The 25,271-nt window shown below is 57.6% G+C and carries 22 protein-coding genes; 15 read left to right on the forward strand and 7 right to left on the reverse strand.

Annotation, left to right across the window (positions count from 1 at the left end; genetic code table 11):
• Positions 1-133: 133 nt before the first annotated feature.
• From ACW4TB_RS09210 to ACW4TB_RS09230, 5 genes are read right to left on the reverse strand one after another with little or no spacing between them, the layout of a single operon-like run.
• A complete protein-coding gene (locus ACW4TB_RS09210) occupies positions 134-1,048 on the reverse strand; it encodes a D-alanine--D-alanine ligase family protein (RefSeq protein WP_279929851.1) in 915 nt (304 codons plus the stop codon).
• Between the two features lies 1 nt (position 1,049).
• Positions 1,050-2,210: a cysteine desulfurase family protein gene (locus ACW4TB_RS09215; RefSeq protein ID WP_012315506.1), complete on the reverse strand. Its 1,161-nt coding sequence runs from the start codon at positions 2,208-2,210 to the stop codon at positions 1,050-1,052.
• Positions 2,211-2,220: 10 nt separating this feature from the next.
• Positions 2,221-3,099 (reverse strand): LPD16 domain-containing protein, encoded by an 879-nt coding sequence (locus ACW4TB_RS09220; RefSeq protein ID WP_012315505.1) that lies wholly within the window; start codon positions 3,097-3,099, stop codon positions 2,221-2,223.
• A gap of 36 nt (positions 3,100-3,135) precedes the next feature.
• Complete coding sequence (locus ACW4TB_RS09225) at positions 3,136-4,311, reverse strand: PLP-dependent transferase (RefSeq protein WP_279929855.1); 1,176 nt, start codon at positions 4,309-4,311, stop codon at positions 3,136-3,138.
• Positions 4,304-5,932 (reverse strand): B12-binding domain/radical SAM domain-containing protein, encoded by a 1,629-nt coding sequence (locus ACW4TB_RS09230; RefSeq protein ID WP_012315503.1) that lies wholly within the window; start codon positions 5,930-5,932, stop codon positions 4,304-4,306. The genes ACW4TB_RS09225 and ACW4TB_RS09230 overlap by 8 nt, the downstream gene beginning before the upstream one ends.
• Before the next feature lie 93 nt (positions 5,933-6,025).
• Between ACW4TB_RS09230 and ACW4TB_RS09235 the strand changes: the two genes are divergently transcribed.
• On the forward strand, positions 6,026-7,120 hold the full coding sequence (locus ACW4TB_RS09235; RefSeq protein ID WP_279929858.1) for a D-alanine--D-alanine ligase family protein: 1,095 nt from the start codon (positions 6,026-6,028) through the stop codon (positions 7,118-7,120).
• Here the strand turns inward: ACW4TB_RS09235 and ACW4TB_RS09240 are convergent.
• Positions 7,080-7,772, reverse strand: a complete 693-nt coding sequence (locus ACW4TB_RS09240) for a GntR family transcriptional regulator (protein WP_455842955.1) — start codon at positions 7,770-7,772, stop codon at positions 7,080-7,082. The genes ACW4TB_RS09235 and ACW4TB_RS09240 overlap by 41 nt on opposite strands.
• Before the next feature lie 413 nt (positions 7,773-8,185).
• On the opposite strand from ACW4TB_RS09240, the gene flhA reads away from it, so the two are divergent.
• From flhA to ACW4TB_RS09310, 14 genes are all read left to right on the forward strand, one after another.
• A complete protein-coding gene (flhA, locus tag ACW4TB_RS09245) occupies positions 8,186-10,315 on the forward strand; it encodes a flagellar biosynthesis protein FlhA (RefSeq protein ID WP_012315500.1) in 2,130 nt (709 codons plus the stop codon).
• An 11-nt stretch (positions 10,316-10,326) separates the two neighbouring features.
• Positions 10,327-11,634 (forward strand): flagellar biosynthesis protein FlhF, encoded by a 1,308-nt coding sequence (gene flhF, locus ACW4TB_RS09250; protein ID WP_455828325.1) that lies wholly within the window; start codon positions 10,327-10,329, stop codon positions 11,632-11,634.
• A 93-nt stretch (positions 11,635-11,727) separates the two neighbouring features.
• The gene (fleN, locus tag ACW4TB_RS09255; protein ID WP_011534890.1) at positions 11,728-12,561 is read left to right on the forward strand and encodes a flagellar synthesis regulator FleN; all 834 of its coding nucleotides are present in this window, start codon (positions 11,728-11,730) and stop codon (positions 12,559-12,561) included.
• Complete coding sequence (gene fliA, locus ACW4TB_RS09260) at positions 12,558-13,298, forward strand: RNA polymerase sigma factor FliA (protein ID WP_012315498.1); 741 nt, start codon at positions 12,558-12,560, stop codon at positions 13,296-13,298. Before fleN ends, fliA begins: the two co-directional genes overlap by 4 nt.
• A gap of 104 nt (positions 13,299-13,402) precedes the next feature.
• On the forward strand, positions 13,403-13,777 hold the full coding sequence (locus ACW4TB_RS09265) for a chemotaxis response regulator CheY (protein WP_085984883.1): 375 nt from the start codon (positions 13,403-13,405) through the stop codon (positions 13,775-13,777).
• An 18-nt stretch (positions 13,778-13,795) separates the two neighbouring features.
• Positions 13,796-14,584, forward strand: coding sequence for a protein phosphatase CheZ (locus ACW4TB_RS09270; protein ID WP_254466221.1), 789 nt, complete (start codon positions 13,796-13,798; stop codon positions 14,582-14,584).
• Between the two features lie 12 nt (positions 14,585-14,596).
• Positions 14,597-16,816, forward strand: coding sequence for a chemotaxis protein CheA (locus ACW4TB_RS09275; RefSeq protein WP_012315495.1), 2,220 nt, complete (start codon positions 14,597-14,599; stop codon positions 16,814-16,816).
• 46 nt (positions 16,817-16,862) lie between these two features.
• The gene (locus ACW4TB_RS09280) at positions 16,863-17,987 is read left to right on the forward strand and encodes a protein-glutamate methylesterase/protein-glutamine glutaminase (RefSeq protein ID WP_254466220.1); all 1,125 of its coding nucleotides are present in this window, start codon (positions 16,863-16,865) and stop codon (positions 17,985-17,987) included.
• On the forward strand, positions 17,987-18,727 hold the full coding sequence (locus ACW4TB_RS09285; protein WP_279929871.1) for a flagellar motor protein: 741 nt from the start codon (positions 17,987-17,989) through the stop codon (positions 18,725-18,727). The genes ACW4TB_RS09280 and ACW4TB_RS09285 overlap by 1 nt, the downstream gene beginning before the upstream one ends.
• 3 nt (positions 18,728-18,730) lie before the next feature.
• The gene (gene motD / locus ACW4TB_RS09290) at positions 18,731-19,588 is read left to right on the forward strand and encodes a flagellar motor protein MotD (protein WP_254466219.1); all 858 of its coding nucleotides are present in this window, start codon (positions 18,731-18,733) and stop codon (positions 19,586-19,588) included.
• A gap of 91 nt (positions 19,589-19,679) precedes the next feature.
• The gene (locus ACW4TB_RS09295) at positions 19,680-20,471 is read left to right on the forward strand and encodes a ParA family protein (protein ID WP_012315491.1); all 792 of its coding nucleotides are present in this window, start codon (positions 19,680-19,682) and stop codon (positions 20,469-20,471) included.
• Positions 20,468-21,343 carry a CheW domain-containing protein gene (locus ACW4TB_RS09300; RefSeq protein ID WP_254466218.1) on the forward strand — a complete coding sequence of 292 codons (876 nt, stop codon included), beginning with the start codon at positions 20,468-20,470 and terminating at the stop codon, positions 21,341-21,343. Before ACW4TB_RS09295 ends, ACW4TB_RS09300 begins: the two co-directional genes overlap by 4 nt.
• Positions 21,344-21,385: 42 nt before the next feature.
• Positions 21,386-21,865, forward strand: a complete 480-nt coding sequence (locus tag ACW4TB_RS09305; RefSeq protein ID WP_003254393.1) for a chemotaxis protein CheW — start codon at positions 21,386-21,388, stop codon at positions 21,863-21,865.
• Between the two features lies 1 nt (position 21,866).
• Positions 21,867-22,262 carry a DUF2802 domain-containing protein gene (locus ACW4TB_RS09310; RefSeq protein ID WP_254466217.1) on the forward strand — a complete coding sequence of 132 codons (396 nt, stop codon included), beginning with the start codon at positions 21,867-21,869 and terminating at the stop codon, positions 22,260-22,262.
• Between the two features lie 142 nt (positions 22,263-22,404).
• On the opposite strand, the gene ACW4TB_RS09315 is transcribed toward ACW4TB_RS09310, so the two are convergent.
• Entirely contained in the window at positions 22,405-25,215 is a 2,811-nt protein-coding gene (locus ACW4TB_RS09315) for a dermonecrotic toxin domain-containing protein (protein WP_279929878.1), read from the reverse strand.
• Positions 25,216-25,271: the final 56 nt, after the last annotated feature.

Here is a 25,271-nt window from a genome sequence, read left to right on the forward strand (position 1 = left end):
AGTTTTGAGGTTGTCGAGATCGAACGCCGCCTGCGCGGCGCTTAATCTCAACCACATGATTAATAGATTCCCACCTGAAAAGATCACCAACAACACCGCGGAGCCGACGGGACGAAGTTTTCTTGGCCTCAGGTCAGCAGTATTGGCTAGGTTCCAAGTTATTTAAGAGAAGTACTAATTTATCAAATTCGATGCCATGCTGCTGGCATGCCTTAGGAAAAAGACTGTGGCTTGTCAGTCCGGGGAGCGTGTTGAGTTCAATAAGGTATGGCTCGGTGTTGTGGATGATGAAGTCTGCCCGAAAGTAATCAAGCTCAAGTGCCTCGGCGATAGCAAAGCAATAGTTGTTGAGTTGTTGGTGGGTAGTCCTGTCCAAGGTGGTGAGGGTGGCAGTCGTCTTGCTGGATATGAATTTTGCTTCATAAGAGAAGAATTCACTTTCGAATGCAAGTGAATAGATAGGTAGCGTGGCTTTGTTGAAATAGCACACAGATAGCTCCGGCCCACTTATGAATTCTTCTACTAAAACTCCGGTGTGGAATTGTGCTGCTGCGTTGATCGCATCCTGGAGGTCTGTTTCGAGATCGCGGACCAGCGATACGCCGAAGCTACATCCCTCACGGTTCGGTTTGACAATGCAGGGTGTCCCTAGTTGCTCATTGATTTTCTCAACACAGAGGTCGTCACCCCTCCTCGAATAGAGATAGTTTGCGACATTGATTCCTAGACCCATTGCAATATGTTTTGTTAGAAGCTTGTTCATGCAAATTGCGCTGGTTTGTGGGGAGGGCCCATTATATGGGATGCCTTGCCCTTCTAAATATGCTTGTGCCATCCCGTTTTCGCCGAAGCCGCCATGAAGCGCCAAGAAGACTCTAGTAAATTTGGCAAGGTCTAAACGAAGCAATTCTCTATAGTCCGATATGGTGAAGATCTCATGGCGGATTTGAGAAATTTCTAACGATTGTGAGACAGTTTGGGAAGTTTGAAGAGAAACCTCCCGCTCCGAGGAGTCTCCGCCCGTTATAATTGCGATATACTCATTCATTTTATTTGTTCCTATTGTTTAGCTGGGTAAGCTGCAGCACTGTTTGTGAAAGCGACTCTGCGCCTTTTCGAACGGTTTTGATGTCCATGTCGCTGGTAAAGGAAAAGCGGATCGCGCTATTGGCTCTTATTGCGTCGTGCCCAATGCCAGTGATGACGTAAGAGGGGGCAAGATTGTTAGAGTTGCAGGCGGAGCCGGAAGAGATGCAGACGTTTCTCAAGCAGCTGATCAAGGTTTCTGAGCGGATCGCGGGAAGGGAAATATTCAAGATGTGAGGTGTTGATACGTTGTCTGGAGAGTTAATTACGTAAGAGATCTGATGCTTGTTTAGTGTTTCAAGGATTGCATCTCTCAGTTGTTTCGCTGCAGCCCATGAGGCAGGGTAATCCTTGCTCTTTAATCGGCGTGCCGCAGCACCGAATCCGGCGATCAGTTGAGTGGGAAGTGTTCCACTGCGGAGTGAAGATTGACCGCCGCCAAATGTTAGAGGGCGCAAACGAGACATACAAGATGAAGAAACATAGAGCGCACCTATGCCCTTGGGGCCTTCAATTTTATGGGCTGAAATCGAAGCGCAATCCACGCCAAGTTGTTTCACGTTTATAGGAAGTTTGCCGAGAGCTTGAGCGGCATCGATATGGAACAATGCATTTGATTTTTCTAATGCCTTTTTTATTTCTACAAGGTTTTGAAATGTACCTATTTCAGAGTTTACGTAGGATATGGAAAGTAGTGATGTATTGGTATCCAGCAGACTGTGTAGGTGGGGTAAATTGACACGGCCGTTTGAATCGACTTTCATTCGTCGTATTTCTACGTTGCGCTTTTCCAATTCTTCGGCGGCTAAAAGGCTGGATTTATGGTCAATGGGGCAGATGATTATATTGCTGTTTGAGTCGGGTGGGGCGCTCCCAAGAATCGCGATGTTATTGCTTTCTGTGGCGCCTGATGTGAAAATTATTTCAGCTGATGTGCAGCCTATTAGCTCAGAAATATGTGAAGCGCTTTCAAGGATGGCGCTCCGTGCAAGTCTGCCTAAAATGTGTGTGGAGGAGGGATTTCCGTAGTTAGATTTATTGAATTTGATCATTTCTTTTATGACATCATCGGCGCACGGAGTAGTGGCTGCTGCATCTAAATAGATTAATGAGTTCGATGGCATGACTGGTCTCTCAAGTTCTATAGGTGGCGATATGGATGCCTTTGCTATATATATAATCGGTCGTAAGCTCCCCACTACCTCCCAGATCTGCCACCAATACGCTTAACGGTTCGAAGTCGTAAAGTGAAAGGGCGATTTCGACGCCTTTTCTTATGGGGGCGTGGCATTCATTTGGGGCGAGAAGAATCAAAAGTCGAGCGCCTGCTCTGTAGGCTTCGGAAATCATCTCAGTTATTTCACCTGCGCAGCCAGTCATCCCGCAACTGACCAGCGGTAAAGAGGTACCAGAAGCGTCAGTGAATGAGATTTCGGACATGTCTGGTTGCTCTGGAATATATCGTTTCGCGAGTTTTCCTTGCTTTACCAGTCGTGAGGCCTCATTTTGAAAACGGTTCTTCAACCAGGTCTCAGGGAAGCAAAGTGCGTGTCTGCGGCTGCATGTAATATTTTGGGTGGTGACGATTGAGGAAGAGTTAAGATGCGCAAGGTAGCTTCTTGGAAGTTCCTTGAAGCTATTGTAAAATTCGGTCCTGTAGTCGCAAGCCGAATCGCCGCTTGGGACGTATTGCCAGTCGTTAATTAAAAGGAGCAGTTTCGCGTTTTTGTTGTTGCTCACTATATGGTGTTCTGCGAGCTCTATTGCTAATTTCCAAGAGTAGGTGGGAAATATGCCCACCCGTTGTTTGACTTGTGATTTCAATATGGGGTCTTGTATGTCTTCGAAAACGCCGGGCGCTAGTCGATCACTCTGCTTGTCATAAAATAGCATGAAGTGGCCGGCCATAATGTGAACGGAATCTGAGGGGGAGGCATTCATGAAGCTGAAAATGTTGTTTTTAAGCTCATCTTCGCTGAATGCGAAGTTTTCATGTGTTGTTATTTTGTGCATGACTTATCCTTGCAGGCGATGCTGCGGTTGGAATGACTAGTGGGTGAATGCGTTAGAAAGGTCGCGAATTAACTCATCTGGATCTTCAAGGCCGAGGTATATCCTTGCGCATTCACTGTTAATACCTAGTCGTTTTGCTGATGGCATGTTTTGAGTATCAATGATATTAATGATGCTTATTGCACCGCCCCATCCGTAGCCTATCTTTATTACGTTTAGGCGGTTTAGGCGAGATATCAGTTCGTCACGAGAGCATGAAAACTCAGCGGTGAGTAGGCTGTTGAATCCAGTGATCATGGAGTTTTGTAGGTGGAGCTCAGTGTTCTGGAGAATGGGATGTATCACTTGTTTTAAAAGGGGCATTGGCTGGAGGCTTCGAAGCACCTTGCGAGTTGTGCTCATTTGGAACGATAGGCGAGCGCCCAGTGTGCTAATTGCTCGAATTGCTGCTGAGCAGGCTTGTGAGCTCACATGGTTGCCCATTAGTGCGGATGTGATTTTCAAGTTTAAATACAAATCTTTTCGCTTAGTTGTTAGTGCTCCGAGAGATATGCCCTCTATCGCCCCGTGGTATTTGCTCATTGATATCAAGCTGATATCCGCGCCGAGTGATAAGGGATGGTGAAATACTGATGCTGCCCATGTGTTGTCGGCGACAATTAACGCTGGATGATCGTGTCGTGATTTGACAATTGCTCGAATATCCATGACCTCATACATGAATGCGCCGGGGTTTTCAAAAATGATTAATTTTGTCTTTAGGGTTAATTTGTTCTTTAGAGTGGCGGCGTCGTTGGGTGTGAAGTATTCAATTTTTACGCCTATCTTTTCAAAGTAAGTCAGCAGCCACTGTGTGGAGTAAACGGTGGTGTCTCCAGCAAGTACGTGATCACCTGGTTTTACAAATGTTGATAGCAGTAGGTTGAAGGCGGATTGCCCGGAGGGTGTTAAGACTGCGAATTTGCCCTTTTCAATGTTGGCCACCCGCTGAGAGAGTTGGCGGGTCGTTGGAGTATCAACGCCGCCATAGTACAGGCCATTGAAAAGATCGTTGTCTGTATCTGCCAGGCTTTCCTCATTGATAGGTGGCAGCTGATCAAAGCTGTCAACTAAATAGCTGGTGCACTCCATAGCTGGCGTTTGTGTTGATTGGATTTCTCCTACAGGGAATAGGCCAACCTGTGCCAGTTTGCTAAGCGTCATCTCAGACATCGATTGCCTCGAACTCATTGAGGAGATGGATTATTTCTTTAACTTCGCTAGTCTGAGGTGGAGAGACATTGGGTAAAGGGTACTCGTGGGAGGCTTCACCGAATCTGTGGAAATATTCAAGCAGTTCACCTTCGGGAGTGCCCCAGCGTAAGTAATTTTCATTTTCGCTTTCGCGGCAACTCCGCAGGGGGTGCTGGACTGCCCAGTTTGCGCTTAGGGCAACAGGCTGTCCGGTCTCCCGCTTAAGCGCTATGAGACCATTCAGTAAACTTCGGCGGCTGGTATGCGCTTCACCCAAGCCAAACAGTAATGCGCACCCGCAATCGATGTGGTTTGCTGCCATAAAGTCCAGAGCTTGTATGAATCGGTCTTTCCACGTTCGTTTTTTGCCGTCAACGTCTTTGCTCATACCTCCAATTTCTTGTGGTTCAAGCGTTTCGAGCCCGATGAAGACATACCTCAGACCACATTTGGCTAGCCGTTGAATTAAGTCCTTTTTTCTAAGAATCTGATCAATCGTGAATTGGCCACCAAAAATGATTTCTAGCGGGTCTTTCTCAAGCAATTGACATAATTGAGTAATTGCGACTGGGCTGCCGCTAAGGAGTATCGAATCTTCGACGAATGCACTTGCTCCCTTGTTGGGATGATCTTGCTTTACTGCGCTAATTGTCTCTTTGAGTTGGTTGTACAGTCGTCGTGGGGCGCCTTGAATTTCTTGAATGTTTCCAACAATGCTCCGGCGTTCACTGCAGAAAGTGCAGTCATAGATGCACCCAGGACCAGTATCGCTAAAAATATGTGAGGTCATGCGTCCTTGGAAAACATCAAACGAAGCGGTAACCCCAAACGTACCGACTACCGAGGGCAGTTCGTCGTGCTGCAGGGGGTTGCCATCACTTACAAGTGTTTTATCGATACGCGGGAAGTCAGCGATCCATCGCCCTTCGGTTTTCGTATCCAGATTTTCTGCAATGAACGTCGTAGGGTTATGATTGGAGCGACTAAAAAGCTCTCCGATCTCTGCAATCAACTTTTCCGCTTCGCCGGAAATTATGACGTCGAAAAGTGGGGGGATCTCAAGCTCTCTAATAAGGCGCCCCGGCGAGGCTCGATGGTGTTTGACAACGGAAGGTGATCTTCTTCTTTCGTCAGAAAGGTAGATCGTTTCATTTATATGTCGCCCACCCAGTATGATGAGTGCTCTATCGCCGAGCATCTTTCTTGCGAGTTTTGCACATTTCACTGCACCAGGCATGCAGAGCGTCATGGCACCAATGAACAGAATATTGGGAAGAGATACTTGTATTAAATTTTCGAGACGATGCATGTCATCCAGTGAGTACATGAGCAAAAAGTGTTCTCTCAGCTTTTTGTCAGGTCGCCCCCAATTGCTGTTTGCCCAAGCGCCTTTCCTTTCTTGCGCAAGGCTTGCCGCGCAGCGGCATGCGTTAAATAGGCTGACAGGGTCGGTGCTGTTCAAGGCCCTGCCTGATTTGTAGCCGCTGATGCATTCTGGTGCTGAGATCGCGATCGCTCTGATCTGGAGATCCGGCGCGGCGTTTAGGGACTCGCAAGAACGCTCGCCCAGGCTCCCCCCGTTGGTGATTTCTAAAGCCATGGTCTTCCTTTCCTGGATATCGGCAATAGCCGTTGTTATATTTGTTGGATATTGGATACAGTAGCCAAAATTTCCAGGCCGAGGTCTATCGAAATGAAACAAAATGTGATCGCATTGGTTTTTGGGGGGAGGAGCTCAGAGCACTCAGTGGCGCTCCGCTCCGCCTCTATGATTCACGCGGCGCTAATGGCCCTCGGTCACCGTGTGCACTGTGTGGGGATAGATCGTGAGGGGAGCTGGAGATATCAGGGGGAGCCGTGCCAGTTTCCAGGCGAGGTTGATCGGTCGGCGCCTTTGATTTCAATACGTCCAGGTCATCCCTCGCTCTCGTACACAACTCAAGGGAGCGACACGGTGGAGATTGCGATCGATCTGCTCTTTCCGGCACTGCATGGTCGGTGGGGGGAGGATGGGACGATTCAAGGATTGGCAGCGATGTGCGGTTTGCCTTGTGTGGGCTCCGGGGTGCTGGGTTCAGCAATGTCCATGGATAAGGATGTTACGAAGAGAATGCTCCAGTCTTCTGGGCTAGTTGTGGGGCCATGGAGGGCCATGAATTTCATGCGCCCCTGGGAAGAACTGGTCGAGTGCCTGGGTAGCAGCACGCTCTTCGTGAAGCCCGCTAATTCGGGGTCATCGATTGGTGTATCTAAGGTATCCAATGCCTTGGAGTATGCTGAGGCATTTGCTATTGCAGCATGTCAAGACGCAAAGGTGCTTGTGGAGGCTGAAATCTGTGGAAGAGAGATAGAGTGTGGTGTGCTCGAACTTGAGGAAGGCTTGATCGCCTCGGTGGTGGGTGAAATACTTAAAAAGGAAGGGCAGGCATATTACGATTATCAGGCGAAATATGATTCTAAAAGCGGAGCAGATATTCGTGTGCCAAGCTTATTGGCACCGGACATTGTCGAACGCATTCAGGATTTATCCGTTCAAGCATTCAGATGCCTTGAACTGATGGGATACGCCAGGGTGGATTTTTTCTTGACAGAGGATGGTGCAATTATTCTCAATGAGGTCAATACGTTACCCGGATTTACAGGTTCCAGTATGTACCCGAAAATGTTTGAGTGCTCCGGCTATCCCCCTGAGAAGCTAGTAGGAGCGCTGGTGGAATATGCGCTCTCGTCAGCATCGAAGGACCGTTTTAAGGCGCGTCCTGTCGACGCCGTGTCTCCAGAAACGTAACGATTGAATCTCGTCCCTCGGCAAGGTGCTCGGCCAAATATTGCTTGGCGGCTTCGCGATCACCCTGAGCGCACGCTTTCACAATTCGTTTGTGATCCTGTTGCGATTTCTTGTGGTAGTCGAGATTTGTCAACAAAAAACGAAGATGGCGATCCACCGAGTCATGAAGGGACTTAATCAATGCAAGTAGCCTGGGGCGTTTGGCTTTTGAATAAAGAAGGTGATGAAACCTTTCATTTAGTTCGCTAAGCTGGTGCGGATCTGTTGCCTGCTCCATTGTAGACACGAGGTCATGCATCTGCGCCAGATCATTCGCTACAATATTGGAAAAACCAAAATCCAGGGCTGTGCATTCTGCCATGATCCGCATGTCATAGATCTCGACAATATCTTCAATCGTCATGATCGCTACAGATGCGCCTTTATGGACTTCATAGGTAACAAGCCCTTCGGCCTCCAATTGCCTTATGGCGTCCCTTACCGGCATTCGACTCAAACCGAATTTTGAGGCGAGCTCTTCTTGGCGCAAAGCCGTGCCTTCGGCTATTGCGCCAGAAAGTATGCCTTCCCGTAGCGACTCGACTACATAATCCATCGCGGTTTTATGGCGATGTTTGTCAGGAACGATAAAGCTATCGAGAGAGTTTGCCACCATGTTCTCCGGGTCAAGCGATGCAGTCAAAAACGCTGGCGAAGGTATCACAGACTCACTAGGGCTACCAATCGAGTCATTGACTGATGTTCAGTGCCTTATTAGCTGTCATTTGCCCCTGCATGCGCATAGGAGCCACGCGCTTTGGCATGTTCAAATCAGTGTGAGTTTTTGCAGCGGATCAGCCTCTCTGTGGTTTTCCGAGAGGTGAAGCTTTGGGTCACTGCCATTGAAGCGAGTGGGTAGGAGGTCTTGTTTCTCTTGTTGATTGCCCGCTGATGAGCCACCAGTCAACGCGATGGGGCCCGCCCGGTTCACGTTTCACGTGGGATCGGTCAAAGTTGGAAAGCTTCTTGCAAAGCCACGCCCAAACGCCCCTTGGGCGTCAAAGTTTTGCTTGAAGAGGGCTCTCGGTGGATCGCAGTCAGTTAATCAACAACGCACGCCACAACCTGGCCGGCCTGGGCCGGGGCAACCTGGGTGTGCCGCTGTTGCTGCTGGTGATGTTGGCAATGATGATGTTGCCGATACCGCCGTTCCTGCTCGACGTGTTCTTCACCTTCAACATCGCGTTGTCGATCGTGGTCCTGCTGGTCTGCGTGTATGCCTTGCGGCCACTTGATTTTGCCGCCTTCCCCACCATTTTGCTGGTCGCGACGCTGCTGCGACTGGCGTTGAACGTCGCCTCCACGCGCGTGGTCATGCTCCATGGCCAGGAGGGTCATGGCGCTGCCGGTAAGGTGATCCAGGCCTTCGGTGAGGTGGTGATCGGCGGCAACTATGTGGTCGGTGCTGTGGTGTTTGCCATCCTCATGATCATCAACTTCGTGGTGGTGACCAAGGGTGCCGGGCGTATCTCTGAAGTGAGCGCGCGTTTCACCCTCGACGCCATGCCCGGCAAGCAGATGGCTATCGACGCCGACCTCAATGCCGGCCTCATTGACCAGGCCCAAGCCAAGGCGCGGCGCTCCGAGGTTGCCCAGGAGGCCGAGTTCTACGGTTCGATGGACGGTGCCAGCAAATTCGTGCGTGGTGACGCCATCGCCGGTTTGCTGATCCTGTTCATCAACCTCATCGGCGGCATGCTCATCGGCATGCTGCAGCACAACATGTCGTTCAGCGATGCCGGCAAGGTCTACGCTCTGCTGACCATCGGTGACGGTTTGGTGGCGCAATTGCCATCACTGTTACTGTCTACCGCTGCCGCGATCATGGTGACCCGTGCCTCTGGCTCCGAGGACATGGGCAAGCTGATCAACCGGCAGATGTTCGATTCGCCCAAAGCGCTGGCGGTGTCGGCAGGCTTGATGATTGTCATGGGCCTGGTGCCGGGCATGCCGCACTTCGCTTTCATCAGCCTTGGCCTGTTGGCCGGCGGTGGTGCCTATCTGGTGTGGAAGAAGCAGCAGAAGGCCAAGGTCGCAGCGCAACAAGAGGTGCAGCGCCAGCAGGACCTGTTGCCGTCGCCGCAGCGGGCGATGGAAACCAAGGAGCTTGGCTGGGATGACGTGACGCCGATCGACATGATCGGCCTGGAGGTCGGCTACCGCCTGATCCCGCTGGTCGATCGCAACCAGGGTGGGCAACTGCTGGCACGGATCAAGGGGGTGCGCAAAAAGCTCTCCCAGGACCTGGGCTTCCTCATGCCCACCGTGCACATCCGCGACAACCTCGACCTGCAGCCCAGCGCCTACCGCCTGACGCTGATGGGCGTGATTCTGGCCGAGGCCGAGATCTACCCGGACCGCGAGCTTGCCATCAACCCCGGCCAGGTGTTTGGCACCCTCAACGGCATCGCCGCCCGTGACCCGGCCTTCGGGCTGGAAGCGGTCTGGATCGATATTGGCCAGCGTGCCCAAGCGCAGTCGCTGGGCTACACCGTGGTCGATGCCAGTACCGTGGTTGCCACGCACCTCAACCAGATCCTGCAGAAGCATTGCCATGAACTGATCGGCCACGAGGAAGTGCAGCAACTGCTGCAGGTGCTGGCCAAGGCTTCGCCTAAACTTGCAGAAGAACTGGTGCCGGGTGTCATTTCCTTGTCGGGGCTGCTCAAGGTACTGCAGGCATTGCTCGCCGAGCAGGTGCCGGTGCGTGACATCCGTAGCATTGCCGAGGCCATCGCCAATAATGCTGGCAAGAGTCAAGATACCGCCGCGCTGGTGGCGGCAGTGCGCGTCGGATTGTGTCGCGCCATCGTGCAAAGCATTGTCGGCGTTGAGTCCGAGCTACCTGTGATCACCCTTGAGCCAAGGTTGGAACAGATTTTGCTCAATAGTCTGCAAAGGGCCGGGCAAGGTCAGGAAGATGGTGTTCTTCTGGAGCCGAGCATGGCCGAAAAGCTGCAGCGTTCGTTGATCGAAGCGGCCCAGCGTCAGGAGATGCAAGGCCAGCCGGCCATCCTTCTGGTTGCCGGCCCGATCCGTGCCATGCTGTCGCGCTTCGGCCGCCTGGCTGTACCGAATTTGCATGTTCTGGCGTATCAGGAAATACCGGATAACAAGCAAGTCACCATCGTTGCCACCGTGGGCCCCAACGGCTGAGGTAGTGGGTTATGCAAGTTAAGCGTTTTTTCGCCGCCGATATGCGCCAGGCCATGAAGCTGGTCCGTGATGAGCTGGGCTCCGACGCCGCCATCATTGGTAACCGGCGCATCGCTGGTGGTGTCGAACTGACGGCCGCGCTGGACTACAAACTGTCCGCGTTGGCCCCGCGCGTGCCCAATGCCGAGCTCGAGCAAGAGCTGCGCAAGACCCAGACGCGCATCGCCACTGCCCAGGCTGAGCTGGACAACCGCAGTGATGCCACTGAAGGCAGCCGCCAATTGTTCGCCGGGCAGTCGCTGACCGCTTCGCAGCCGTTGATCGAACCGCATGTGGATGTACCTGCCCCTGCAGCACCTGCTGCACCGGCATCGGTCGACCCGCGCCTGTTCGATGCCATGCGCTCTGAGCTGTCGGGCCTGCGCGAGCTGCTTGAAGTGCAGCTCGGCTCGCTGGCCTGGAGCCAGCTGCAAGGCAGCAAGCCGGCGCAGGCCAACCTCTGGCGCCGGCTGCAGCGCATTGGCCTGTCCGGGCCGATCGCCCGCGAGTTGCTTGACCTCACCGCCGAAATCGAGGAGCCGCGCCAGGCTTGGCGCATGCTGCTGGCCCACTTGGCACGCATGATCGAAGTGCCTGAGATCGAGCCGATCGAAGAAGGTGGTGTGATCGCCATGGTCGGCCCCGCCGGCATGGGCAAGACCACCACCCTGGCCAAGCTGGCGGCGCGCTATGTGCTCAAGTACGGCCCGCAGAACCTGGCCCTGGTCAGCATGGACAGTTTCCGCATTGGTGCCCAGGAGCAGCTCAAGACCCTGGGGCGCATTCTCAACGTGCCGGTGACTTATGTAGACCCCGGCCAGTCGCTGGCCCAGGCCTTGGAGCCGCTGCTGCGCAAGCGCGTGGTGCTGATCGATACCGCCGGCCTGCAGGCCAGCGACCCGGCCTTGCGCATGCAGCTGGAAAGCCTCGCCAGCCGCGGCATCGCCTCGAAGAATTACCTGGTGCTGGCCACCACCAGCCAGAAGCAGGTGCTGACGGCCGCCTATCACAGCTACAAACGCTGTGGGCTGGCCGGCTGCATTCTGACCAAACTCGATGAAACGGCGAGCCTCGGCGATGTGCTGAGCCTGGCCATCAGTCATGAACTGCCCGTTGCCTATCTTACCGATGGCCCGCGCATTCCTGACGACCTGCACTTGCCGCGGGCGCACCAGCTGGTTACCCGCGCGGTCAATGTGCAGTTGCAGGACGAGCCCAGCGAAGAGGCCATGGCCGACATGTTCGCTGATCTCTATCACAACCCAAGGAGAGCGGGTTGATGATCAAGCGTATGCAAAATACCTACACCAAGGGGGCCGCAGTGATGCCCCGCGTGTGGCTTGGGTCCAAGCGAGACAAGGTGAACAACGAACATGGGTAGCATGCATCCCGTACAGGTGATCGCCGTAACCGGTGGCAAAGGTGGCGTCGGCAAGACTAACGTTTCAGTGAACCTGTCCCTGGCGCTGGCCGAGCTCGGCCGCCGGGTCATGCTGCTGGACGCCGACCTGGGCCTTGCCAACGTCGACGTATTGCTGGGCCTGACCCCCAAACACACCCTGGCCGATGTCATTGAAGGGCGCTGTGAGCTGCGCGATGTGCTGTTGCAGGGGCCGGGCGGGGTGCGCATCGTGCCGGCGGCCTCTGGCACCCAGAGCATGGTGCACCTGGCCCCGGCACAGCATGCCGGGTTGATCCAGGCCTTCAGCGAGATCGGCGACAACCTCGACGTGCTGGTGATCGACACCGCTGCAGGGATTGGTGACTCGGTAGTCAGCTTCGTCCGTGCGGCCCAGGAAGTGCTGCTGGTGGTGTGCGACGAGCCGACCTCGATCACCGATGCCTACGCGCTGATCAAGCTGCTCAATCGCGATTATGGGATGAACCGTTTCCGCGTGCTGGCCAACATGGCGCAGAGCCCGCAGGAAGGGCGCAACCTGTTTGCCAAGTTGACCAAGGTCACCGATCGCTTCCTCGACGTTGCCCTGCAATACGTCGGCGCCGTGCCTTACGACGAGTGTGTGCGCAAGGCGGTGCAGAAGCAGCGGGCAGTCTACGAAGCCTTCCCTCGTTCCAAGTGTGCGCTGGCCTTCAAGGCTATTGCGCAGAAGGTCGACAGCTGGCCGTTGCCGGCCAACCCGCGCGGGCATCTGGAGTTCTTCGTCGAGCGCTTGGTGCAGCCCACCAGCGCAGGGCCGGTCCTATGAGTGCGAGCGGGTTCAAGATGTACAGCAAGGCGTCCAAGGACGCCCAGTACGATCTGGTTGAACGCTACGCGCCGCTGGTCAAGCGCATTGCCTACCACCTGCTGGCGCGCCTGCCTGCCAACGTGCAGGTGGAAGACCTGATCCAGGCCGGCATGATCGGCTTGCTTGAGGTGGCCAATAAATACGACGCCAGCAAGGGTGCCAGCTTTGAAACCTACGCCGGCATCCGCATCCGCGGCGCCATGCTCGACGAGGTACGCAAAGGTGATTGGGCACCGCGTTCGGTGCACCGCAACACGCGCATGGTCAGCGATGCGATGCGCGCTGTGGAAGCAAGAACCGGCCGCGACGCTAAAGATCATGAAGTTGCGGCCGAACTCAAGTTGAGTCTCGATGATTACTACGGGATTTTGAACGATACCCTGGGTAGCCGCCTGTTCAGCTTTGACGACCTGTTGCAGGACGGCGAGCACGAAGGGTTGCACGAGGAGGGCGCCAGTGGCCAGGTCGAGCCGTCGCGCGACCTGGAAGACGAGCGCTTCCAGGCTGCCCTGACCGATGCCATTGCCAACCTGCCGGAGCGCGAGCGGCTGGTGCTGGCGCTGTACTACGACGAAGAGCTGAACCTCAAGGAAATCGGTGAGGTACTGGGGGTCAGCGAATCGCGTGTCAGCCAGCTGCACAGCCAGTGCGCCGCGCGTTTGCGCAGCCGTCTTGGGGAATGGCGGGCGCGTTGAGCCCGGGGTCGTTGCAGTCGTTTTCACGTTGTACCGAATTGATTGAATGCGCGCTCGGGGCCGAGCGCGTTTGAGACTGCTTGGAGGTCTAATTGAACAAAGACATGAAAATCCTCATCGTTGACGACTTTTCGACGATGCGGCGGATCATCAAGAACCTGTTGCGTGATCTGGGCTTCACCAATACCGAAGAAGCCGACGACGGCACCACGGCATTGCCGATGCTCGAAAGCGGCCATTACGACTTCCTGGTGACCGACTGGAACATGCCCGGCATGTCCGGCATCGACCTGCTGCGCAAGGTACGTGCCCACGACCGCCTGAAGGCCATGCCGGTACTGATGGTGACGGCCGAAGCCAAGCGCGACCAGATCATCGAAGCGGCTCAGGCCGGCGTGAATGGGTATGTGGTCAAGCCGTTCACCGCCCAGGTGCTCAAAGAAAAGATCGAGAAGATCTTCGAACGCGTCAACGGCTGAACAAAGTCAGGGGGCGCCATGGAATCAACACAAACGTCTTTGGGGGAGTTTGAGTCAACCCTGAAGAAGCATGCCCAGGAACTGGTCGAAAGCCTGGAACGGGGGCGGTTCGGCGAGGCGGTGCAGCTGATTCATCAGCTCAACCAGACCCGCGACCGCGGCTTGTATCAGGAAGTCGGCAAGCTCACCCGCGAGCTGCACAGTGCGATCGTCAGCTTCCAGATCGACCCGCGCATGCCGCAGGCCGAGGAAGTCTCGCAGATCACCGACGCCACCGAACGTTTGTCCTATGTGGTCAAGCTTACCGAAGGCGCCGCCAACCGCACCATGGACCTGGTGGAGGAGAGCACGCCCGTGCTCAACGACCTGGCCACTGAGGCGCAGAATCTGAGTGTCGACTGGCAGCGCTTCATGCGCCGCGAAGTCGCTGCGCCGGAATTCCGCGATCTGGTCAAGCGTGTCGACAGTTTCCTGACGCACAGCGCTGAAGGTAACCGCAAGGTAGCTGGCCACCTCAATGACATTCTGCTGGCTCAGGACTATCAGGACCTGACCGGCCAGGTGATCAAGCGGGTGACCGCGCTGGTGACCGAAGTCGAAAGCAATCTGCTCAAACTCGTGCTGATGGCCAGTCAGGTCGACCGTTTTGCCGGTATCGAACATGACCACCAACAGCTGCGCGCTGAAAAAGATGAAGAAAAATATCCGGCTCGGGGTGAAGGTCCGCAGATTCATGCCGATAAGCGTGAAGACGTTGTGTCCGGTCAGGACGATGTCGATGATCTGCTGTCCAGCCTGGGTTTTTAAGGAGCACGTTTAATGAGCTTCGGCGCCGATGAAGAAATCCTTCAGGATTTTCTGGTAGAAGCCGGCGAAATTCTTGAGCAACTGTCCGAGCAACTGGTCGAGCTGGAAAGCCGGCCCGATGATGCCGACCTGCTCAATGCGATCTTTCGCGGTTTCCACACTGTAAAAGGGGGCGCCGGCTTCCTCCAGCTCAATGAGCTGGTGGAGTGCTGCCATATCGCCGAGAACGTGTTCGACATCCTGCGCAAAGGTGAGCGCCGGGTCGACGCGGAACTGATGGACGTGGTGCTCGAAGCGCTGGATACGGTCAACAGCATGTTCGGCCAGGTGCGCGAGCGCAGTGAAGTGACCCCGGCTACGCCCGAATTGCTGGCGGCCTTGGCGCGCCTGGCCGAGCCGGGTAGCGCCGAAGCTGCTGCGCCGGTGGCCGAGGCTGCGCCTGCGCAGGCCGAGCCTGCCGCTGAGGCAGACATCACCGACACCGAATTCGAGCAGTTGCTCGATTCGCTCGATGCGGTCAAAGCCCAAGCAGCGGCTGCCGAACAGCAGCTGCAGGGCGAAACGTTGGCCGGCTCCGGTGACGAGATCACCGACGACGAATTCGAGTCGTTGCTTGACCAGTTGCACGGCAAGGGCCAGTTCTCGGCCGAAGTCGTTGCCACAGAGCCCGTGGCCGCTGCAGCCAGCGCGCCAGCCAGCGACGAAATCACCGACGAAGAGTTCGAGTCGCTGCTGGATCAGCTGCACGGCAAGGGCACGTTCCAGGCGGACGCGCTGCCTGCTGCCGTTGCTCCGGTGGCCAGCGAAGTACCAGCTGCAGGTAGCGGCGACGAAATCAGCGAGCACGAGTTCGAGGCATTGCTCGATCAGTTGCATGGCAAAGGCAAGTTCACCGGCGATGCCGTGACCGCTGAAGCGCCCGCCGCCGTTGCCACCCCTGTCGCAGCCAAGCCGCAAACCCAGCCTGTGGCCAAGCCGGCACCGGCACCTGCTGCTGCGGCCAAGCCTGCCGCGCCGGCCCGCGCGCCCGCACCGGCCGCCGAGAAGCACGCAGTCAGTGAAGCGGAAACCACCGTGCGCGTCGATACTGCGCGCCTGGACGAGATCATGAACATGGTCGGCGAGCTGGTGCTGGTGCGTAACCGCCTGGTGCGCCTGGGCCTGAACAGCGGTGACGAGGCCATGTCCAAGGCCGTGTCGAACCTCGATGTGGTCACTGCCGACTTGCAGACTGCGGTGATGAAGACCCGCATGCAGCCGATCAAGAAGGTCTTCGGCCGCTTCCCGCGCCTGGTCCGTGACCTGGCCCGCCAGTTGAAGAAAGAGATCAACCTGGAACTGGTCGGTGAAGAGACCGACCTGGACAAGAACCTGGTCGAGGCATTGGCCGACCCGCTGGTGCACTTGGTGCGCAATGCGGTTGACCACGGTGTCGAAATGCCTGAAGAGCGTGAAGCTTCGGGCAAGGCGCGTACCGGCCGCGTGGTGCTGTCGGCCGAGCAGGAAGGCGACCACATCCTGCTGTCTATTTCCGACGACGGCAAAGGCATGGACCCTAACATTCTGCGTGCCAAGGCCGTGGAAAAGGGCTTGATGGACAAGGATGCCGCCGACCGTCTGAGCGAGTCGGACTGCTACAACCTGATCTTCGCTCCGGGGTTCTCGACCAAGACGGAAATCTCCGATGTGTCCGGCCGTGGTGTCGGTATGGATGTGGTCAAGACCAAGATTTCCCAGCTCAACGGCTCGATCAACATCTTCTCGGCCAAAGGCCAGGGTTCGAAGATCGTCATCAAGGTGCCGCTGACCCTGGCGATCATGCCGACCCTGATGGTGATGCTGGGCAACCAGGCGTTCGCCTTCCCGCTGGTCAACGTCAACGAGATTTTCCACCTGGACCTGTCGCGCACCAACGTGGTCGACGGCCAGGAGGTGGTGATCGTACGCGACAAGGCGCTGCCGCTGTTCTACCTCAAGCGCTGGCTGGTCCAGGGCCAGGTGCATGAGGAGCAGCGCGAGGGCCATGTGGTGATTCTGTCTGTGGGTACCCAGCGCATCGGCTTTGTGGTCGACCAACTGGTGGGCCAGGAAGAGGTAGTGATCAAGCCGCTGGGCAAGATGCTGCAGGGCACCCCGGGCATGTCCGGCGCCACCATCACCGGCGACGGTCGCATTGCGCTGATCCTCGACGTACCGAGCATGCTCAAGCGTTACGCGGCGCGGCGTATTTGATTTCGGTGGCGCGCCCTTGCGGGCTGCGCCACCTAATGGAGTGTTTATGGCAGTCAAGGTCCTGGTGGTGGATGATTCGGGTTTCTTCCGCCGCCGCGTCTCGGAAATCCTCTCGGCGGACCCTACGATCCAGGTCGTCGGTACCGCGACCAACGGCAGGGAAGCGATCGACCAGGCGCTGGCGCTCAAGCCCGATGTCATCACCATGGACTACGAAATGCCCATGATGGACGGCATCACCGCAGTGCGGCACATCATGCAGCGCTGCCCGACGCCAGTGTTGATGTTCTCCTCGCTTACCCACGAAGGCGCCCGGGTGACCCTCGACGCGCTGGATGCCGGTGCGGTGGATTACCTGCCGAAGAACTTCGAAGACATCTCGCGCAACCCGGAGAAGGTCAAGCAGATGCTGTGCGAGAAGGTTCACACCCTTTCGCGCAGCAACCGTCGTTTCGGTGGTTACGCAAGCACCGCTGTGGCCGCCGCGCCGGCACCTGCCAGCGTTGCCCACGCCCCCGCCAGCAGCCTGGCCAGCCCGGCGCAGCCGCGTAGCGTGGCGCCGGCCCGTACGGCACCGGCCCCAGCCCATTCGCCAGCGCCCAAACGCAAGCCCTACAAACTGGTGGCCATCGGTACTTCGACCGGCGGCCCGGTTGCCCTGCAGCGGGTGCTGACGCAACTGCCTGCCGCGTTCCCGGCACCTATCGTGCTCATCCAGCACATGCCGGCGGCGTTTACCAAGGCCTTTGCCGAGCGCCTGGACAAACTGTGCAAGATCAGCGTCAAGGAAGCCGAGGACGGGGACTTGCTGCGCCCAGGCCTCGCCCTGTTGGCCCCCGGTGGCAAGCAGATGATGATCGATGGCCGGGGCACGGTGAAGATCCTGCCCGGTGACGAGCGCCTGAACTACAAGCCCTGCGTGGACATTACCTTCGGTTCGGCAGCCAAGTCTTACGGTGACAAGGTGCTGTCGGTGGTGCTTACCGGCATGGGCGCCGACGGCCGTGAGGGCGCGCGCCTGCTCAAGCAGGGCGGCAGCACCGTGTGGGCCCAGGATGAAGCCAGTTGCGTGATCTACGGCATGCCCATGGCCATCGTCAAAGCCAACCTGGCCGATGCGGTGTACAGCCTGGATGAGATCGGCAAGCACCTGGTCGAGGCGTGTGTCTGATGGATGTCCTTAGCCTGATCGGTCTGATCCTGGCCTTTGTCGCCATCGTCGGTGGCAACTTCCTCGAAGGGGGCCATGTCGGGGCGCTGCTCAATGGACCGGCAGCCCTGATCGTACTGGGCGGTACCCTGGCGGCGGCGCTTTTGCAGTCACCGTTGTCATCGTTCAAGCGTGCCTTGCAGATCTTGCGCTGGATCATCTTTCCGCCAAGGGTTGACCTGGCTGGCGGTATCGACCGGGTGGTGAACTGGAGCCTGACCGCACGCAAGGAAGGCCTGCTGGGCCTGGAAGGTGTGGCCGATGGCGAGCCCGACCCGTATGCCCGCAAGGGCTTGCAGCTGCTGGTTGACGGTGCCGAGCCCGAGGCCATCCGCAGCATCCTCGAAGTCGATTTTCTCACCCAGGAAGGCCGCGACATCCAGGCTGCCAAGGTGTTCGAAAGCATGGGCGGCTATGCGCCCACCATCGGCATCATCGGTGCGGTGATGGGCCTGATCCATGTGATGGGCAACCTGGCCGACCCGTCCCAGTTGGGCAACGGCATCGCAGTGGCGTTCGTTGCCACCATCTATGGCGTGGCCAGTGCCAACCTGATCCTGCTGCCGGTTGCGAGCAAGCTCAAGGCCATCGTCATGCGCCAGTCGCGCTACCGCGAAATGCTGCTCGAAGGCCTGTTGTCGATTGCCGAGGGTGAGAACCCGCGTTCGATCGAGTTGAAGCTGCAAGGCTTCACGGAGTAACCCATGCGTCGCCGTCGCCATACCGAAGAACACGAAAATCATGAGCGCTGGCTGGTGTCGTACGCCGACTTCATTACCTTGCTGTTCGCTTTTTTCGTGGTCATGTACTCGATTTCCTCGATCAACGAGGGCAAGTACAAGGTCATTTCGCAAGCGCTGCTCGGGGTGTTCAACGACCCTGAGCGGAGCATGAAGCCAATCCCCATCGGCGATGAGCAACCGCTCAGCGTCAAGCCGGCCGAGCCGTTGATCAAGGACAGCGAGCAGACCGACGCAGGCCTTGCGCAGAACAGCGTCGATCCACTCAAAACCATCAGTGACGACGTACGCGATGCCTTCGGTGACCTGATCAAGTCCGACCAGATGACCATCCGCGGAAACGAGCTGTGGGTGGAAATCGAGCTGAATTCCTCGCTCCTGTTCGGCAGTGGCGATGCCATGCCCAGCGACAAGGCCTTCGACATCATCGAGAAGGTGGCGAACATTCTCAAGCCGTTCGCCAACCCGGTGCACGTCGAAGGCTTTACCGACAACCTGCCGATCCGTACCGCGCAATACCCGACCAACTGGGAGCTGTCTTCGGCGCGGGCGGCGAGCATCGTCCGCCTGCTGGCGATGGAGGGCGTCAACCCGGCGCGCATGGCCTCGGTGGGGTATGGCGAATATCAGCCTGTGGCAGGCAATGACACTGCTGAGGGCAGGGCGCGAAACCGCCGTGTGGTGCTGGTGATCTCCCGCAATCTTGAAGTACGCCGCAGCCTGACCGGCTCCGGCAGTGCCAACGCCACACCGGACGCTGCCTTGCGCCGCGCTGGCACACAAAGTGCACCGGCAACCCCAGCAGCGATGGCGGGGCAGTGACTCGTCAATTCTCTGTCACCGTAAACCCTTTGCGGTCCGGAAAACCGGATAGCACAGGGGTCAGCGGCCTCCATGAATCAAGAGTTGTCCTATGAGAGTCTGGGCAGTAGCCAATCAGAAAGGCGGGGTCGGCAAGACCACCACCACTATCGCCCTGGCCGGTTTGCTGGCCGAGGCGGGCAAGCGCGTGGTCGTCGTCGACCTCGACCCGCATGGTTCGATGACCAGCTATTTCGGGCACAACCCCGATGCGTTGGAGCACAGCTGTTACGACCTGTTCCTGCACAAGGGCCAGGTGCCGGATGGCTTGCCCGGGCAACTGCTGCTGCCCACCAGCGACCAGCGCATCTCTCTGCTGCCCTCGAGTACCGCGCTGGCGGTGCTGGAGCGTCAGTCGCCGGGGCAGAGTGGCTTGGGCCTGGTGATCGCCAAGAGTCTGGCGCAGCTGTGGCAGGACTTCGACTTTGCCCTGATCGACAGCCCGCCGCTGCTTGGGGTGCTGATGGTCAACGCGCTGGCCGCCAGCCAGCAACTGGTGATTCCGGTGCAGACCGAGTTCCTCGCGGTCAAGGGCCTGGAGCGCATGATCGGCACGCTGGCCATGATCAACCGTTCGCGCAAGCAGGCCTTGCCATACCAGATCGTGCCGACCCTGTTCGACCGCCGTACCCAGGCTTCACTGGGTACGCTGAAAGTATTGCGTGATGCCTATGAACATCAGGTATGGCAGGGCTACATTCCGGTCGATACGCGCCTGCGCGATGCCAGCCGCAACGGCGTCACACCGTCACAGTTCGATGGCAAGAGCCGCGGCGTGATCGCTTACCGGGCACTGCTCAAGCACCTGCTCACCTATAAGAATGCAGTACAGGTGGCTTCATGACGGTGAAGACCGGTACCCGGCCGCAACTGGCCCTGCAATCCTATCTGGATGGCCTGCTGCAGGAAGCCACCGAGGCTGAGGGTATTCTCGACCTGCCGCCTGCGAGTGACGAATTTGCCGCCGCCGTGCGCGAAGAACAGGCCCGAGATGCGCAGCCGCAGGTCCAAAGCCCTGCAGTCAGCGTCCCGGCAAGGCCTTTTGCCGAGCCGCAGGCGAAGGTGCTTGCGACCGTCTTGCCGGTCGAAGCGCCGGTGGTGACGGTGGTCGAGACCAAGGTGGTGGCCGAAGCCGCCATTCCTGTGCTGACCCAGGTTCAGTCGCCCGAGCCCGTCGCGCCGCTGGTTGAAGTCAACCTGCCCGCGCCGAGTGCGCCCGTGCCTCCGGCCACGGTCGATGGTCGCCCGGCCTGGGCGGCTGAGCCTTTCGAGTGCCTGCTGTTCGACGTCGCCGGGCTGACGCTGGCCGTGCCGCTGGTGTGCCTGGGCTCGATCTACAGCCTGGAGGGCCAGGAACTGACGCCGTTGTTCGGCCAGCCGGACTGGTTCCTTGGCATCCTTACCTGTCAGGCGGGCAACCTGAAGGTGCTGGACACTGCGCGCTGGGTCATGCCAGACCGCTACCGGGACGATTTCCGCCAGGGCCTGCACTACGTCATTTCCGTTCAGGGCTACGAATGGGGGCTGGCGGTGCATCAGGTCAGCCGTTCGCTGCGCCTGGACCCGTCCGAGATCAAATGGCGCAGCCAACGTGGCCAGCGACCGTGGCTGGCCGGCACGGTGATCGAACACATGTGTGCGCTGCTGGACGTCGCCGAACTGGCCGAGCTGATCGCCAGTGGCGCGGTCAAGCAGCTGCATGCCAAACACAAATAACTGCGAACACACCGCCATCGGCGGATTTTGAGGGCTAGGGGAATGAAAAAGTCGTCTGCACAAGGTTCGGAAGATCCGATTCTGCAATGGGTAACCTTCCGTCTGGACAACGAGTCCTACGGCATCAACGTCATGCAGGTGCAGGAAGTCCTGCGTTACACCGAAATCGCCCCGGTACCGGGTGCGCCTAGCTACGTGCTGGGTATCATCAACCTGCGCGGCAACGTTGTGACGGTGATCGATACCCGCCAGCGCTTCGGCCTGATGCCTACCGAGGTGACCGACAACACCCGTATCGTCATTATCGAGGCTGACAAGCAAGTGGTCGGCATCCTGGTCGATAGCGTGGCCGAGGTGGTCTACCTGCGTCAGTCGGAGATCGAGACTGCGCCGAACGTAGGTAACGAAGAGTCGGCCAAGTTCATCCAGGGTGTATGCAACAAGAATGGAGAACTGTTGATTCTGGTCGAGCTGGACAAGATGATGACCGAGGAAGAGTGGTCCGAGCTGGAGAACATCTGAGTTGATTTTCGAGGTTGCTGTCATCTTCCTGGCGCTGTTGTGGGCGCTGAGCCTGTGGTTCTTCCTCAACTACAGCAAGCGCCAGCGCGAGCTCGCCGCCCAGCAGGCTCTGGGCGATGCCGTGCGTGACCAGCGCATCAAGGACCTGGCCAAGCGCCTGGATGACTACCAGAACGGTACCGTGCGCATGGGGGAAGCCATCCATGAACTGCGCGCGGTGGTGGCTACCTTGCCCGACCGGCTGGAGCGGCTGGAGCAACGCGACCCGAGCAATGTCACCTTCAGCCAGGCAGCCAAACTGGTCGGGATGGGGGCGAGTGTGTCGGAGTTGACCGAAACCTGCGGATTGACGCAGGCCGAGGCCGAACTGATGAGCAAGTTGCATCGCAACGAGTGAGTTGAACAGGCGACCTGGGGCTGATTTCAGTCAGTTACGCAATTTGGGGCTGAAGGTGCCCCTCATGGCGGGTTCAGCGCCCGTGAGATCGAGCACAATTCGCGATGCACCGTGCGGGCGGCGCTCGATCTCACGGGCGATGTCAAACAGGTGCCCCTACGCTGGGCCTGACCCAAGAGCTGTATCCTCCAATCTTGGCTATTCGGTTGAGCGGGAGCATCTGCTTTTGCACGGCTTGAAGGTCGGAAAGATTCACGAAACGCCATGAATTGGTGCGGGGGAACGCGTACAGATTGACGATCTGGCGTATCACGCCGAGCTCAGGCAAGTGTCGATCGACCATATCGGTGAGCAGCCCGGGCCCAGTGAGGCGGCAAAGCGTCTGGGCGTAACGAGAGAACGCTTGCGGATCGGTTTCCTTGGAGGGTTTGCTGTCGTAAAAGCCCGGCTCCTCCAGAAAACGCGCCTGCATTTCTTCACGGATCGCCCTCAGCGTCGGATTGCCTGGGTGGCTGCCTATCAGGCTGCTGTTGTACAGATTGTTCATGCTCATTTCTTCATTGGACACGGGGGGATGAAGCAGCAGGCCGTTTTTGCGGGTGGCGAGTTCTACGTCATCCAGCCGCTCTCCAGGTAGTCCCATGGGGACGCCGTCGATCACTGCGGGGTGCTCACCAGGCGCCAACAGGGTGTCGTCGATGTCCATGTACAGGCCACCTTCCTCTTCAAGCAGTGCAAAGCGCAATACATCGGCAGCCGAGGCATAGTTGCTGGCGACCCCGCCGTTGCCGTCGATCGCTGCCTGGTACTGGGCGTAGTTGCCGCTTTCCCTGAAACTGGCGTAGAATGGCTGGTCCTCAAGTGGCAGTACTTCCACTGCCGGGGCATGCTCTGCCAAGAGGCGCAGGTTCTCCTGGAAGACTGCGGGCTCGGCGTTGGTCAGGTAAAGACGCAGCGCATACTCAGAGCCCTGCAGGTTTCGGGTATTGCTGGCGATATTGTCGATCAACTCCTGCGGGATGACGTTGTTGCCAACCCACAGGTTCATGATCTGTTTCGGGATTGGCCTCAGGTCTTCGGTATTCACTGCCGGCAGATCGATTGGCAGCGTCAGGTCCACGCCCAGCGCACGCAGGGTCGCCATGCGCATGTCATCCGTGACCTGGCGCGTTTGCACATCCACCTCGACCACGTTGCGCGAGCCCGATGTTGCGATGTAGTACCTTGGCTCGACCTCATTGAAATCGCTCATCAGGCAAAAGGCATCAGCCTCCATGTCGTAGAGCATGTCCGAGTGGTAGCCGCCGATCATCGCCGAAAGCAAGTCAGGCGAACCGTCGTAGCGGGGAGTCCTGACAATTGCGCCGGCAGTGGCGGTATCGGCGCCAGGCAGCGGCGCGATAGAGTCGGGGCTGTGGAAGTAATCAGCCACCTCTGCTATCGGCAGTTGAGGAGGCGTGACGGGGCTCAAAGGATAGCCCAGTTGCTCGTTGACCCTGCTGGGCATCACAAAGCCACTTTTCTTGAAGCTGAACAGTTCGGGGGCCTTGGCCACACCGGCAGTGATCAGCGGCGCAGCGTTGAGCAGCCCGAAGACCGACTCGCTAACGCCTTCGGCTTTCTCCTGTGCGTTCTTGCCCTGTATGGCCTGGTCCAGGCCCAGACCAAACTGGGCGATGCCGCCGAGGGCGAACAGCGGGGCGAGCTCTGGTACCACCAGGGCCAGGGGCGCCAATACGTTGATTGCCGAGTTCAGGTAGCCGCGCCACTTGGCCTTGGTCACTTCACTGTCGCTGGTGATGATGAAATGCGCATCCTGGTAGCTGCGCTGTTTCTGGCGTTTGGCCAGGGTCAGGAACACGTCGCCTTCGATCAGGGGGCTGTAGTCCTTCGCCTTGTAATTGATGTAGTCCCGCGGCGGCCAGATACCCTCTGCCGTAAATCCTGGGCGGTTGCTGTCCAGGTGATAGGGCTGCGGGTAGCTGCCCAGGCCGCACAGGGCCGTGTGAAGGCCGCTGTAGCTAAGGCCGTCTTCGCGATCGGCCAATGCGAAGTGGCTTTGCAGCGCGTCGCGTGTGTCGGGCGCACGGCACTGTTCGGCGAACCAGTCCATCAGTGCCTGTTTGTCGCTGAACTCATGCAGGGGTGAGGCGTTACCTGGAATGTAGAGTAAAACCAGGCCGCTGACGGCGTCGCGCAGGCACAGCAGGTCAGTGGCTGTATAACCGTACACATTCAGTAACCTGGCTCGTATCCTCGGTTTGCCGCTGCTCGTGCCGTCACCGGGCATCGCTGCAGGCGTGGCTTCCAGGCCGCTCGCCTGCCAGGCCAGCCGCCTGCCGGCGTCACTGAGGCTGCCTTCGGTTACCTGCTTGTTACAGGCAGCAATGAAGTTGATTTTTGCCCCGATACGGTATTTTTCCAGGTTGGCGTCCCAGTAGGTGTCGAGCATGGACTTGTAGTGCCCGTGGAAGTCCAGGCTCCAGATAAAGGACTGGAAGTCTTCGGCCGCCAACGGTACATGGGTGTTGGTGTTGTACTGCGTCGTGTCGCTTTGCCTGAAAAGCCCGTTGTAGACGCTGTACGGTGCGTGATAGTCAAGCAGCCCTTGCCCACGCAGACTGTCGGTGAGGGTCAGACCGTCTGGCAATTCACCGGCCCAAGGTTCGCCGATCGCCGCCCCCAGCCAGTTGTTGGCCGATTCTCCCTGCCAGTTCGAGAGCACCGCTTGGGTCAGGGTCATCTTCTGTGCGATTACCGCAACCCAGCCGTGCTCGGGGTTGAACTGGCAATGCAGGGTGACAGCATCGACGCGGTCCGGGTCCAGGTCCATGGAGCGTTCGCTGGCCCACTGGCGTATGGCATCGGCTGCCGCTCGGTCCGGGCGCGGAAAGTCGGCGAGGCTGTCGCGCACAAACTGCACGCCCTTGGCATTTACGTATTGGTTGGTCATGGAGGTCACTTTTTGCGGTGGGTAAGGAGGGCAAGGGTGACCTGCGCACAGGGGGC

It is taken from the genome of Lelliottia jeotgali, from assembly GCF_977070485.1.